The sequence below is a fragment of the Enterococcus mediterraneensis genome (assembly GCF_900604485.1).
Classification (GTDB): Bacteria; Bacillota; Bacilli; order Lactobacillales; family Enterococcaceae; genus Enterococcus_C; species Enterococcus_C mediterraneensis.
Window position 1 is genome coordinate 2,081,346 of the sequence record NZ_UWOP01000001.1, and the last position, 14,066, is coordinate 2,095,411.

At 43.7% G+C, this 14,066-nt stretch carries 16 protein-coding genes; all 16 read left to right on the forward strand.

Annotated features, from left to right (window positions below; genetic code table 11):
- Positions 1 to 117 precede the first annotated feature (117 nt).
- The 16 genes from EFB00_RS10270 (at position 118) to EFB00_RS10340 (ending at position 14,061) form a co-directional block, all read left to right on the forward strand.
- Complete coding sequence (locus tag EFB00_RS10270) at positions 118 to 714, forward strand: capsid assembly scaffolding protein Gp46 family protein (RefSeq protein ID WP_122646716.1); 597 nt, start codon at positions 118 to 120, stop codon at positions 712 to 714.
- 18 nt (positions 715 to 732) lie between these two features.
- Positions 733 to 1,611 (forward strand): capsid protein, encoded by an 879-nt coding sequence (locus EFB00_RS10275; protein ID WP_122646717.1) that lies wholly within the window; start codon positions 733 to 735, stop codon positions 1,609 to 1,611.
- Positions 1,612 to 1,622: 11 nt separating this feature from the next.
- On the forward strand, positions 1,623 to 1,781 hold the full coding sequence (locus EFB00_RS13475; RefSeq protein WP_164709464.1) for a hypothetical protein: 159 nt from the start codon (positions 1,623 to 1,625) through the stop codon (positions 1,779 to 1,781).
- Between the two features lie 8 nt (positions 1,782 to 1,789).
- Positions 1,790 to 2,113, forward strand: coding sequence for a phage head-tail connector protein (locus EFB00_RS10280; RefSeq protein WP_122646718.1), 324 nt, complete (start codon positions 1,790 to 1,792; stop codon positions 2,111 to 2,113).
- On the forward strand, positions 2,110 to 2,433 hold the full coding sequence (locus EFB00_RS10285) for a hypothetical protein (protein ID WP_122646719.1): 324 nt from the start codon (positions 2,110 to 2,112) through the stop codon (positions 2,431 to 2,433). Before EFB00_RS10280 ends, EFB00_RS10285 begins: the two co-directional genes overlap by 4 nt.
- Positions 2,420 to 2,761, forward strand: a complete 342-nt coding sequence (locus tag EFB00_RS10290; protein ID WP_122646720.1) for an HK97-gp10 family putative phage morphogenesis protein — start codon at positions 2,420 to 2,422, stop codon at positions 2,759 to 2,761. The genes EFB00_RS10285 and EFB00_RS10290 overlap by 14 nt, the downstream gene beginning before the upstream one ends.
- Positions 2,758 to 3,147, forward strand: a complete 390-nt coding sequence (locus EFB00_RS10295) for a phage capsid protein (RefSeq protein WP_122646721.1) — start codon at positions 2,758 to 2,760, stop codon at positions 3,145 to 3,147. The genes EFB00_RS10290 and EFB00_RS10295 overlap by 4 nt, the downstream gene beginning before the upstream one ends.
- Positions 3,148 to 3,158: 11 nt before the next feature.
- A complete protein-coding gene (locus EFB00_RS10300; RefSeq protein ID WP_122646722.1) occupies positions 3,159 to 3,671 on the forward strand; it encodes a phage major tail protein, TP901-1 family in 513 nt (170 codons plus the stop codon).
- A 47-nt stretch (positions 3,672 to 3,718) separates the two neighbouring features.
- Positions 3,719 to 4,093 carry a tail assembly chaperone gene (locus EFB00_RS10305; RefSeq protein ID WP_122646723.1) on the forward strand — a complete coding sequence of 125 codons (375 nt, stop codon included), beginning with the start codon at positions 3,719 to 3,721 and terminating at the stop codon, positions 4,091 to 4,093.
- 341 nt (positions 4,094 to 4,434) lie between these two features.
- Positions 4,435 to 7,833, forward strand: coding sequence for a tape measure protein (locus tag EFB00_RS10315; RefSeq protein WP_241153431.1), 3,399 nt, complete (start codon positions 4,435 to 4,437; stop codon positions 7,831 to 7,833).
- A gap of 61 nt (positions 7,834 to 7,894) precedes the next feature.
- The gene (locus EFB00_RS10320) at positions 7,895 to 8,821 is read left to right on the forward strand and encodes a distal tail protein Dit (RefSeq protein WP_122647090.1); all 927 of its coding nucleotides are present in this window, start codon (positions 7,895 to 7,897) and stop codon (positions 8,819 to 8,821) included.
- 12 nt (positions 8,822 to 8,833) lie between these two features.
- Positions 8,834 to 10,855, forward strand: coding sequence for a phage tail protein (locus EFB00_RS10325; protein WP_122646725.1), 2,022 nt, complete (start codon positions 8,834 to 8,836; stop codon positions 10,853 to 10,855).
- A complete protein-coding gene (locus EFB00_RS13480; protein WP_164709465.1) occupies positions 10,855 to 11,028 on the forward strand; it encodes a hypothetical protein in 174 nt (57 codons plus the stop codon). The genes EFB00_RS10325 and EFB00_RS13480 overlap by 1 nt, the downstream gene beginning before the upstream one ends.
- A gap of 12 nt (positions 11,029 to 11,040) precedes the next feature.
- Positions 11,041 to 13,476 carry a glycerophosphodiester phosphodiesterase family protein gene (locus EFB00_RS10330; protein ID WP_122646726.1) on the forward strand — a complete coding sequence of 812 codons (2,436 nt, stop codon included), beginning with the start codon at positions 11,041 to 11,043 and terminating at the stop codon, positions 13,474 to 13,476.
- Positions 13,477 to 13,528: 52 nt separating this feature from the next.
- Complete coding sequence (locus tag EFB00_RS10335; RefSeq protein WP_122646727.1) at positions 13,529 to 13,828, forward strand: hypothetical protein; 300 nt, start codon at positions 13,529 to 13,531, stop codon at positions 13,826 to 13,828.
- On the forward strand, positions 13,825 to 14,061 hold the full coding sequence (locus EFB00_RS10340) for a phage holin (RefSeq protein ID WP_122646728.1): 237 nt from the start codon (positions 13,825 to 13,827) through the stop codon (positions 14,059 to 14,061). Before EFB00_RS10335 ends, EFB00_RS10340 begins: the two co-directional genes overlap by 4 nt.
- Positions 14,062 to 14,066 lie beyond the last annotated feature (5 nt).

Below are 14,066 nucleotides of genomic sequence, written 5' to 3' on the forward strand. Positions count from 1 at the left end.
ACTATGTCTTTTTTTCGGACCGCAGACGTTAAAGAACGGTTCAGACGTTTCCCAAAACGTTAAATGCGAGATAGGTCTCCCAAGACCAAAAAAATGCGAGAAGAAAGGAAAAACACTATGAAAACACCATTTTTATTGCCAATGAATTTGCAATTTTTTGCTGAGCAAACAGACGAAACAGAAACCGCTGAAACTCATACAGAGGAAACCGCTGCAGAGGAGACTGAAACTGATGAGAAAGAGTTGGATTCCGAAAAAGTCGTTGAAAAACTGCAAAAAAGATTGGCGAGCAAGACTGCCGCTGAAAAGGAAACTAAGACGCAGCTTGAACAAGCATTAGCACGAATTGAAGAGCTTGAAAATGCTGGCAAAAAAGGTGTGAAAGAACTCTCCGATGAAGAGAAAGCGGCTAAAGAGCAACAGGAGAAAGACGCTGAAATCGCTAAATTAAAGGCTCAGATCAAGATTGCTGAATCCACCCAGCAGGCAGACGAAGTATTAAAAGAAGCTGGTTTAGCTGTCGGGAGAGATGTTTTGGCATTGGTAGTAGATGAGGATGATTCAAAAACGTTAGCCAATGTCAAAGCGTTGATTAACTACACGCAGGATCAGCAAAAGCAATGGGAAATAAAACGTAATACCGGCACTACGCCGAAGAAGACACCTGGAACGGTCGAAACTGATCCGTTTAAGACTGTTATAGACAAATACTAAAGAAAAGAGGAAATATAGATGGCTATTAAATATTACACAAAGCAATATGCAGGTATGTTGCCTAATTTATTTGCTAAAAAAGCAGCGTTCCTACGCTCTTTTGGTGGCACGTTACAAGTAAAAGACGGGATCTCTCAAAAAGACACGTTTATGGAAATGAAAACTACAGATACTGATGTAGTGATTCAAGAATATTCTACTGACCCAGATGTTGGATTTGGTGCGGGTACAGGCAATACAAGCCGTTTCGGCCCACGCAAAGAAGTGAAATCCGTTGATGTGGAAGTCGGCTATGAAGCTCCACTTGCAATCAACGAAGGGATCGATGATTTCACTGTCAACGATATCCCAGCACAAATCGTAGCAGAACGCTTGGCTTTGCATGGTGTCGCTTGGGCGCAACATGTGGATGGTATGTTAGGAAAAGCTATTTCTGACAACGCCAGCGAAACACTGACTGGCGAATTGACTGAAGCGGGGGTTACTAAGTTATTTGCTGACGCACACAAGAAATTCCTGAACAATGGCGTATCTGATGCGATCGCTCATGTAGCTTACGTAACCGCAGACGTATTGAATTTCTTGATCGATTCCGAGTTGGCCAAGGCGGATAAAAACTCGTCCGCAAATGTCGATGAACAAACCCTGTACAAATTCAAAGGATTTATCTTAATCGAATTGCCTGATGCTAAATTCCAAACTGGCGAAAATGCCTACTTCGTTGCTGATAACGTCGGCGTAGCTGGTGTAGGTATTCAAGTAGCCCGCACGATGGATTCGGAAGATTTTGCCGGAACTGCATTGCAAGCTGCCGCTAAATACGGGAAATATATCCCAGAAGCGAACAAAAAAGCGATCCTGAAAGCGAAATTGACTGCACCAACGCCAGAAGGCTAGGAGGATAAACAATGGCTAAGTTTAAAGTAAAAAAACAATTTCGTGACATCTACACGAAAGAAGTCTACGAAAAAGGCGCTACGATCGAAATGACAGTCAAGCGTGCAGACGAAGTCGAAAAGAACCTTGACGAAACATTCCTTGAGCGCGTAGACGAAAAAAAGAAATAGGTGATTAGATGGCTACGATCACAGAAGACATCAAGAAATTACTAAACGGAACGGTTGATGATCGCTTGGAAGTCGTTGAGCGCCGAACGAAAGAGCGCTTGATGGCTATTCTAGGCGTTGCAACAGTACCGGAACAGCTGGATCATATCAGCTACGAAGTCACGCTCAAACGGTTCAATCGTATCGGAAATGAAGGGATGCAGTCCTATTCGCAAGAAGGCTTATCCATGACGTTTCCTGATTCCGATTTTGATGAATACCAGGGCGAAATCGAGGACTGGAAAACTCAAAATGATTCGGACGGCAAGCGAGGGAGGTTTCGATTGTATTGAGATACGATACCGATGTGACGTTTATCAAAAACAGCGAAAATTCTCATCACGATCCGGATCTCGGCGAATGGATTGAAGATGAGCCGGACCGGACGACAGTAAGTGCGAATGTGACGGATCTCGGAACGAACCGCAGCGTTACGCTTTTCGGCTCTATCAAACAAGGGGCGAAAGTCATTCGAACACAGCCACTATTTGTGGTACCAAAATGGGATACGATCGAAATCAACGGCAAAACCTATCAGCTTACAACTGAGCGTCAGCCGCTTGAACGAGATACGCTGATTGTGGAAGAAGTGACGGTAGATGGGCAGAAGTAACATCAGTGTTAGGGGTGTACGAGAACTAGAAGCGAAGCTAAGAAGAAATGCAACGCTGTCTGACGTGAAGAAAATCGTTAAGTTGAACGGATCAGAGATGAACAAGAACGCTTCAAGAAAAGCGCCTGTGGACACGGGATTCCTCAGACGTTCAATCATTTTCCGTATCTCTGATGGTGGTTTTTCAGCTGGGTCTATTGCTCAAGCCGAGTATGCGCCTTACGTTGAATTCGGGACTCGGTTTATGTCAGCTCAACCGTTTATGTATCCGTCCTATTTAGCACAAAAGCAGAAATTTTTAGCTGATTTAGGGAGGCTGATGAAATGATCAAAACACGTGACCAGTCACTCTTTGACGAGATGTTTAAGCGTTGTACAGCTCTAGGCTATCAGGTCTATGACTACAAACCGATGAACGAAGTCGGCTATCCGTTTGTGGAATTTGAAGGAACGGAGACAATTCATAGCCCAAACAAAACAGCAATCAAAGGATCTGTTTCTCTCATCATTTCCGTTTGGGGATTGCAGAAAAAACGAAAGCAGGTGTCAGATATGGCATCTGCTATTTTTAATGCCGGATTGCGATTAGAAGCTACAGAAGGCTACCGCTGGGGGCTGAATATCCAAGGCAGCACGATCTCTATGAGAGATGATACAAGCACCAATACGCCTTTGAAACGGGCGATTATCACACTGGAATTTAGAAATCTTTAGGAGGAATCAATATGGCAGAATTAACAGCAGTACAGGGGATTGACGTAATCCTTTTGTTCCGCATTTTGAAAGAAGCGACAGAAAATCCCGCTACTAAATTGGCGTTCCAAACGGAGCATGAATTAACTGAAACGTCTGATACGGAATCAACAGCAACAAAAGACGGTCCAGTCAACGGCAACGGAACATCTGAAACCGAGATCAGCTGCACGTCTATTTTGGCGCGCGATGACGAAATGGTGAAAAAACTACGTCAAGCACGACGCGATGGCGACATTATCGAGATTTGGGAAGTTGATGTGAAAGACAAAGATACTCAAGGGAAATACGGCGCAACTTACTTCCGCGGAAAAGTGACTGAATTTAGCAAGAAACCAGCGGCAGAAGGACTGACTGAAGTATCGCTAACCTTTAAGATCGACGGTGAAGGTCAAGACGGGCGTGCTACGTTGACAGCAGAGCAAGAAGAAGTTGTGCAATATCAATTCGAAGACACCACAGTTAGAACCGTACCAGAAGGCTAAAGAGAGGGAATAACCCTCTCTTTTTATTTTGATTTGGAGGAGAACTTATGAAAATCACAATCAGCAAAAAAGACTACACGTTACACTTTGGCTTGGATTTTATCGAGCAGTTGGACAAAAACGATACTGTCGCTTACAACGGCAGTGAAATCGCCGTTGGCACAACGATGGTTATTGGGTTACTAGCAGATACTCGTAATCCTAAATACCTTGTACCGATTATCAAAGCGGCACTATGCACGGAAGAAAGCATCCCGGCTGATGCGGAAATCAAGCAATGGATCGAATCGCAAGAGAACATGAAAAACACGGTAGACGCTTTTTTATTGAATTTGCAAAAAGTCAACCTATTGCAAGAAATGGTGAACTGGAAAGCAGTGAAGGTCGCGAACAAGGAAGCGTTGAAGATGTTTCTCAGCTAACAATCGAAGATCTAAAGATAGACCTGATCCGCTACTATCCAAACCTTACGGATGAAAGAGAGCTTGGTCGAATCACGTTGAGACATTACACACGTTTGATGAAAGCTTATCGTTTGAGAAGTCTGGATCGTGAGTTTGAGATTCACCTTCTGGCATGGCAACGGCGTGAAGTCGAAGCGACGAAAGGAAAAGGCCGTTATGTGTTCACTGATTTTAGAAAATTCATGGACTTTAAAAAACGTGAGCGTGAGTTGTTAGGTCGAACTCCTCCAAAACCAAAGGGCAACAAATTACTTTATTTAATCGCAAAAGCCAATCAATCAAAAAGGGAGGGAGGATAATTGGCAGAACAATACTCAGTTGAAGCGATGCTCTCCGCACGTGATAACGGCTTTACCAGCACGATGAACTCTGCGGTAAAATCGCTAGGCAATATTGATGGGGGATCTCAAAAAGCGACTAAATCTATTGCAGCTATTGCAATCGGTATGGGCGCAGTACAAGTAGCGTCTAAAGTTTTCAGCGTGATGGCAAGCTCGATGGATGCGGCTATCAGTCGTTTTGATACCATGCAGCGTTTTCCAAAAGTCATGGAAACCTTTGGATACTCGGCAGAAGAATCCACAGTCAGCGTTAATAAATTGTCAGACGGGATCCAAGGCTTACCGACAAAGTTAGATGATGTTGTCAGCACTGCGCAACGGATGACGGCAATGACCGGCAATCTGGATAAGTCCACGGATGCTACTTTGGCGCTGAATAATGCGTTTTTAGCAAGCGGTGCATCTGCGATGGATGCCTCACGTGGTACGGATCAGTATTTACAAATGCTGGCAAAAGGCGATGTCGATCTGCAATCATGGCGGACGTTGCAAGAATCGATGGCTACTGGCTTGCAGATGGTCGCTAAGGAGATGGGTTTTACCGGCAAGGCGGCTACGACAGAGCTTTACGAGGCGCTGAAATCCGGAGATGTTACATTCCGTGAATTCCAAAATCATTTGATTGATTTAGGTACTGGAACTGGAACACTCGCAACTTTGGCCCGCAAAAACTCTGAAGGTATTGGCACATCCTTTAATAACCTACGAAATGCCGCTACGGTTGGTTTAGCAGGTGTGATTGAAAGTTTTGATAACCTATCAGAAGAGGTCAGCGGAAAGACGATTGCTCAAAATTTAGACGGTATGAAATCCGCTGTCAAGGGTACATTCAATGTCATTAACGGCACAATCAAAGCGTCTACACCAGTTATCAAAGCGGCTGGGGAAGCAATTGGATTTGTCGCAGATCAAGGAGATATTTTAATCCCTGTTTTAGGTGGTGTGGCCGCAGGTTATGGTGCACTAAAAGGCATACTTGCCGTTAATAAAATCATACAAGCAAATGACGATATCATGATTCAAGCCGCATTAAGTGGTCAAAAGTTAACGATTGCTACACAAGCAAATATGACTTCAACAGTAGCAGCTACAGCAGCTAAAAAAGGTCATACTGCGGCTGAAATTGAAGACATGACAGCGACCAAAGCGAGCGTGGCTTCGTTGTCGGCACAAAATGGCGTAATTAGTTTAAGTTCCGCATTAATAGCGGTAAAAACTGGAGCGGTGACTAAGCAAACGGCGGCAACGGCATTAATGACAACGATGACTGGAGCAAGCTCAACAGCAGTGAAAATTCAAGCAGCTGCAGTCGGTTTAGCGTCTGGAGCACTTAGTGTTAGTACGGTTGCTACTTGGGCTATGACAGCTGCGACTACAGCCTTTGGCACAGCGCTAAAAGTGATTATGGGCCCAATAGGTTGGGTAGTGGCTGGTGTAGGTGCTTTAGTGGGCGGAGGTATTGCGCTTTTTAAATGGTTAAACAAAGAAACCGAAGCATCTAAAAAGCTAAATAAAGAGCAATCTGCGTTAGCTGAAAGCACTAAAACGTTGGCAGATACATCGCAGAACAATGTCAAGCGCCGAAAAGAAGAACTTGGTGCGATTGAAACAAATAGTCAAGCGTATCAAGATCTAGGCGATAAAGTAACAGAACTTGCCGGAAAAGAAAAACTCTCCGCAGGCGAAAAGAAAATGTTGAAAGATTCCGTGGATCAACTGAACGGATCAGTAGCCGGTTTAAATCTCCAATACGATGAAGAAACCAAACAGCTGTCTATGAGCACAGAACAGTTGAAAGCTCGTATTGATGCTCAAAAAGAACAGGAAACAGCAAATCAAGCACAAGAAGACTTGTTGAATATCATGAAAGAGCAACACGAGATCGAGGCAAAACTATCCGAAACGAACGCTTTGCGAGAAGAATGGAATCAAAAGCTAGATGAAGGCTCTGTTAAGGCGAAAGAGCATCGCGAGGCAATCAAGGGGATTGATGAACAGGAACAATCCCTTAAAAACACGCAAAAGCAATTACAAGAAGAGCAAAAAAATACGCAGACTGTTTTAGAAGAAGCGAACAATGCGATCGCACAAGCTGTTGAAGACGGAACAATGCGACAGGTCCTAAGTTATGAATCTTTGTCGGAATCTCAAAAAGCCGCAGTTGATAGCATGAAATCGAAATGGCAGGAGTATCAAGATGCCGCTACGAACATGTTTGATGCATTATCTGACAAGCAAGAAATGTCAGTCGGAGAAATGCAAGCGAACCTCGAAGAAAATCAACGCGTGATCAGCACTTGGGCGGATAACATTGCCACTTTAGCAAAACGAGGCGTAGATGATGGCTTACTTGCGAAACTTCGTGATGCCGGTCCTGAATCTGCCGGATACGTTGCTGCGATGGCTGCCGCATCGGATACAGAGTTGCAGAAACTCTCTGACACGTATGCTAAAGGCGGAGAGACAGCAACTACAGCGTTTAATACCGCATTTGATACTGGAGCAAAAGGAATCAACGAGAATATCTCAGCGATGATCACGCAAACGAAAGGTACATTAACAGATGCGATCGCCGATGCCGACTTTAAATCTCTAGGAAACATGGTACCTAAGGGAGCGGCAGAAGGGGTCAAATCAGGTTCTAAAGATGTTGCGGACGCTTCTGGGAAAATGGCCAAAGATGCCAGCGATGCATTTGCAGAAGAAGCCGGAATTCATAGTCCCTCTCGTGTCTTTCATGAGCATGGTGAGAATGTGGATAAGGGGGCAGAAGAAGGGATCAAAGACGGCGGTTCGGCGGTAGTCAACGCCGTAACGGAATTGGCGGCTAAATTGCCAAATGAATTTGATAGCTTGCCATCGCAAATGCACAGCTCAGGCGTGAATGCAATGCAAGGCTTTGCGGACGGTATCAATTCAGGCAGTGGATCTGCATTAAGCGCAGCTCAGAGCATTGCAAACCAGGTGGCCTCTACGATCAATAAAGCGTTAGACATCCACAGTCCCTCTCGTGTGACTAAGAAATCCGGACAATACACTGCGGAAGGTTTGGAAATCGGGATGTTGGACCGTTTGCGGAATCTTGCCTTCACAGCTCAAAAAATGGCTAAAACGGTCGTTGATAACATGCAGATCCGGAGTCAACAACGGTTTGATTTAGGGTTTGCTAGTGCAGGTCTGTATGCGTCAGTTGATATGAGCAGTGTAGCAGAACAGCCGGAATTGCCACCAATCTATGTTGAGGCCACAGTTGAGTTAGACGGCAAGAAGGTTTCGAAAGAGATGGGTCCACAATTAGCTGTTGAATTGCAACGGAATCAAAATAAAGCCAATGGTGCCAGAGGAAGGAGAGGGTAGTGTGAGCTATATAGAGGATCTAAGACCTAAAGAACCATTCAAACCAACCAACAAAAAAAGTCTGTATACGTTCGTAGACACGAACCAAGCTCCTGCTGCTCTCCCTCTGCCTTCTGAGGCGATGAATTTCAACGGGGAGTTTTTAGAAAACCTGATTCCGGGGTATCGCACGTTGAACGTCACTGGACGTGAGCTGTTTGGAACCGAAATCCAAAGTTACCAACTTGGGATCAGAGACGGTGAACGACATGTCTACGCTAGAATACCGAAACGTCTATTGACCGTTAAATACAGCCTTGAAGCAGCGAACACCGCGGATTTTCGTGATCGCTTTAATAAGCTGAATGTCGCGCTATTTACGGAAAAAGATGTTGAAATCTGGTTTAATGATGAACCGGAAATGCTTTGGACGGGTAGTAAGTTAGATGCGGATATACCGCCGGAAGGCGTAAACACCGTAGTCAGCACCTTTACTATCGTGCTTTGCGATCCTTACAAATACACACGGTCAGATGCAACGTCGGTCACTTGGGGAAGTCGTGAAATCACTTTTCAAGCAAACTACTTGATGGGGAATACAGGCTCAGGAGCGGTCAATATGCCGATTATCATTGAAGGCGGCGCATACTGGGGATCAACGATGATCACCTTCCAACACCAAGGGTATTCAATGGGCGATGACGGAACAGAGATCAAACCAATCGAGATCTATCCAACCGTGGAAGGATTGAAAGTCAAACCAACGATTGTCCTGTCTGGTACCGGTCGAGGAGTTTGGATCAAAACGAGAAGTGATACGATCAATCTTGGGGATTTTGACAACTCTGAGATCGTGGTCGATACCAAAGATTTTAATATCACTAAGAACGGGAAGCCGATGATTCGGCCGATGAACGACTTTTATATCTATCCCAAGGAACCGCTATATGTACAAGCCAAGGATAGCGACTTCCGTCTGACGATCCGTTATCCAAATCGATTTTTATAGGAGGCTGATAACTTGTTAATGTCAATGGACTTAAAACGTGAGTATACAGCCGTTCTGGAAAATGCTTACGATGTAAGTTACGAAAAACTAGAAAATCAAATCGGCAGCATTGAGTTTTCGATGCCGCTAGATGATCCAAAAAATGAATTTTTGCAAGAAATGCTCTGGGTAGAGTTGACGGATAACGAAAATGAGTATATTGGCTTATATCGTGTGATGCCGTCAACGATCCAAAAAGACAAATCAACAAATACGATCACGTATACCGCCAATCACGCACTGGGTACCTTAATGGACTCGGTGCTTTTTGGTTACTACGAATTAGTCAACCGGACCACCACAGATGTGATTAATTGGCTGTTATCCAAACAGAAGACAAAACACTGGGTGTTGAAGAAATGTGAATTTACCCGTTATTTTAGCTACGCATGGGAGAACGAAAATGGATTGGCAGACGCATTATTTAGTATCCCCGCTCCGTTTGATGAGGACTATATATGGACGTGGAACACGCAAGTTTATCCATTCGAATTGTCGCTCGTTAAACCGCCGACAGAACCAGTGGCGCGTATTCAAGAAGGATATAACATGCAAGGATTCGAGATCAATAGAGATCCCAATAATCTTGTTAATCGAGTGTATCCGCTTGGTGCCGGCGAAGGCGTGAATCAATTAAACATTAAGTCTGTAAATGGCGGAAAAGAATACGTGGAAGATGCTGCGTCTATTAAAAAATATGGTTTGTCTGAATATGTCTGGGTCGATCAGCGGTTTACGATTGCTCAAAACTTAAAAGATAACGCATTAGCGATGTTGAAAAAATGGTCAGAGCCGATCGTCAGCTGGAATATATCAGCGGCAGATTTAATCAAATTGACAGATACGCCGTTAGAAATCGATAAATTGCGACTCGGATCTGTAGTCATGATCAACACGGATGACTTCGGCAGTGTCAATCTGCGAATCAAACGTGAGAGAAAAGCCGATGTGTTCGGCGCGCCACAAGATATTGAATTGGAGCTTGGAAATCTGAAGGGAGATATCAGCACAACAATGTCTGATCTTGCCAGAAAACAGCAAATCAACGAGACATATAGTCAAGGGGCAACGAATATTCTCAACTATTCCTACGCTGACAACTGCGAAAAAGACTATCCAGCGATCATTGAATTTTACTTAGATGAGGATGTTTTCCATATCAATACCGTAGAGCTGACGTTTAAAACGAGACGTTATCGGGGCTATACAAAGGCTGTCAAGGGCGGTGGGTCCACAGTGCGGTCAACGTCTGCCGGTGGAGCTACGACACAAACCAGCTCGTCTGGTGGTGGATCAACGCAGACATCGACAAGTGGTGGCGGAGGAACGCAAACCTCGTCAAGCGGCGGAGGCTATGCGAGTGGGTCTAGCACGTCAACTGGCGGCGGTTCAACGCAGACTTCAAGCGCTAATGGTAGCCATCGACATCGAATGTTTGCTAGAAACAATATCTCTGGACCTGTCAACTATTCTGGGCACAACTACGTTGCTTACGGTCAGGCTGCGGTAGAAATTCAAGGAACTAATTTCGTTGATCTGTACACGGAGCAAGCCGCTGACAATCATAGTCATACTGTTAGCGTGCCAAATCATAGCCACAATTTTAATATAAGTATTCCCAATCACAGCCACAGCGTTACCGTTCCGAATCACTCTCACAGAGTAACAATCCCGAACCACACGCACAGGATCACGATCCCAAACCATACGCACCAAATCACACTTCCGGATCATACACATCCATTGGAGTGGGGGATCTACGAAGCAGGTGAATCTGCGAACAGCGTGGATATCGTGATCGATGGAAAGACTATCAATGTGCATGATACGAGCGCAACACGTTTAAACATCGTGGAGCATCTTAAAAAGACAAGCGGCGGAAATATCACGCGTGGGGCACATACGATCCAAATTAAGCCAAACAAGCTAGCACGGATTGAAGCACAAGTGACTTGTCGAGTATTTATTCAATCTCAATTAGGAGGGCAATTTTAATGCAATTACATGTAAAGCTGATATCTGACATGGAAGAAATCATCATTAACGAAACAAGCGGTCGGACATTAGAAGATCTCTTTTTAGAACTAACTGACAACAGCACTGCATTTTTAATGCTAGGTAAACGAATTGTTCAAAAATCGTCTATTGAATACATCAATGCTGAATAGAGGAGTGAGAAGATGGCAGTAGAACATATCAACGAAACAGATACGCTCAATCAGGGGCGTATCAAAATCAATGCAGTTTTAGATCAATCAAATGCGTCTAGTGAAAAAGTAGATGCTTATAATACGCTTTTGGAACAAGGGATCAACGATGCAAAACAGATTGCTACTGATGCTGGCCAAGAGGCGATACAGATTGCTACTGATGCCACAGCAGGTATTGAAGCGACCGCCAATCAAGCTAACGCAAACAGCCAAACAGCGATCAATACCGCTGACAATGCAGTATCAACTGTCAATCAAAACAAGCAGGAGTTTGACCAGCTGAGAAATGACTTTGATGGTCTAGTAGCGGAAGCGGGAGATAGCAATCCGGAAATCGTGCAAGCGCGAACCGACACATCTGGAATCAAACAGGTAACATTGGCAAATCGTTTATCGGTGGATTTTGCTGACCGGATGACAAAAGCGGATGGTGTCGAAATGCTTTCGGGGCAAACGAATGTTAAAAAGATGATGGATTTTGGCGGGAAAACAGCTGGTAATACAGCGACTAATCCACACCAAGCGTATAGCGATTTTACAGCTAAATCTCTTAAAAAACCAAGCGATATTTGGAATGAGATTGGTCAAACAGATTACAACAAGCTGGCCAGCCGTGATGATTCCGGCATTTCTACAGGTTCTAGCGCCAATGGTGTGATTCCACAACAGCTTTACAAACTGAATGCTGTTGAGACTGTAAAAACACTGGCACCGCAACTTTTTGAGGGATTGAGTGCAACAGATGCTGTGAAATTCATCAAAGATAATTTTGTATCATTAGTATTAACAATTCGAGGTAAAGCAAGTTCACCAAACAATAAAAACCTCAAAGTCTCTACGTATGTTGCATCAGCTGATACATGGACTACACAGGTTCAAGGTGATGCAACAGAATACACAGATTTTACTACACAAATTAATGACGTGAATTATATTGGACCAGATGGTTTCGTTTACGCTCTTGCATACACCGATTTAACAAATGGTGTAACAGCATCCAATATTGATATTGATTATGTGGGTATGACAGTAGAAGTAACTCTAGAGGCAGAAGAAATCCTTGAAAAACAAGGATTCGCTAAAGCAGAAAATGTAGTTCAAAAAGCTGATTTTGTCGCTCATGAAAATGATACTGACAATCCGCATAGTGTGACAAAAAATCAGGTTGGGTTAGGCGATGTCCCCAATTATGCAGCTGCCACAGATGCGGAAGCAGTCGAGGGAGTATCCGACAACAAACTTGTAACTCCGAAGGGAATAAATTCATTTTACTTAAACCGGACCAAGATTCGTCGACAAAAATGGGATGAAGGACTCAATTGGATTGCTCATAGGGGAAATAATTCCACTTATCCTGAGAATTCAAAGTTAGCATTCATGACTGCCTATAACCATTGGGGGATCGAGACGGATATTCAAGTCACTTCTGATGGCCAATGGGTATGCATGCATGACCCTACTGTTGATCGAACTACTAATGGTACAGGAACTGTGGCAAGTAAAACTTTAGCACAGTTTAGAGCATTGCGAATTGATACTGGGGGGGCTGGAACTAACCTCCAAACAATGTCCGATGCTGATAAAGTTCCACCGACCTTTGATGAGTACTTACAAATCTGTAAGCAAATGAACAAAGTCCCAATCATTGAGATCAAAGACTATGCTTATACAGCTACTCATTACAACTTGTTAAAGGAAACGCTAAACAAATGGGGCTATGATGAGACGAATTGTGTCATTGCAACTTTCAGCTATACGATCTTAGCTAAAATCCGTGAAATGTATCCCAACATGGAATTACATTATTTCGTTAATGCGATTGATGCAAACATAATCAATCAATTGACTGCTTTAGGTGTGCCAGCAGTTTGTAGCTGCGCCTATAACAATGCAAGTGTAACAGAAAGCAATGTTAGGTTAGTTCATGCAGCAGGATTTAAGTTTGCCGTATGGACTGTTCCGGATGATTCCTTTGCAAAGATGATTGGTTTAGGTGTGGATTACATTACCACCAACTCAAAATCCGGGAACCTAAGATGGGAGAAACTGACTCTATTAAATGGTTTCACGGATAATAGAGACAGTGTCACTTACCAACGGATGAATTCAAATTTTGTTCAGGAAATGGGTGGAGGTATCATTCACCTAGAGTTTAACGTTTTAGAAGGTGTTAATACTCAAAATACTGCAATTGCCCGGTTTCCTGATTGGGCCAATCCAATGTATCGACAATGGAGCATCTGTACCATTCGGACTTCTTCCGGTGGTGCAATGGGAAGTTTCGATATCAATGGTAGAAACCTGCAAGGAGCTGGTTCTGGAGAAGTAGGAACTATCGCTGTAGGGTTGAACTGGTCAAGCAGATCAACATGGGCAACTGGTAGTACAACCTACAAAGTAAACTAAGAAAGCAACTGGCTTAATTACTAGTTGCTTTTTTTAATGGAGATGATGGAATTTGTTAAATGTAGGAGAGTTAGCAACGTGGGCGGGATGGTTCGCAACGATTGCAGGATTGATTTTATTAGTTATTCGTCCAATTTTGGCGAGCTTTACAAAAATATCGGAAAACCTGACAACTATTAGCCACAATCTCGATTTAATCAGTCGGGATTTAGAGGCGAGTAAATCTGATCGTGTATCTATCCACAATGAGTTGCAAAAACACGATGAGCGTCTTGACCGGCACAATGACCGGTTGATTGAGCACACGGAACAGATTAAAACTTTATTTAAAGAGAGTGGGGCAAAATTATGAAAATGACAAATGAAACGTATAACAAAATCAAATGGATCGTAATGATCCTATTACCAGCGCTGACAGCACTAGTTGCTGGTTTAGGTAAAGCATACGGATGGGATGGCACAGAGTTGGCGGTTACTACACTCACACTGTTTACTACATTTTTAGGTGCTATCACGGTGAACAGCTCTAGCAAGTATCACGCGGATAATATGGCCGATAAAGACGATCAAGAAAATAACCTTTAGGAGGA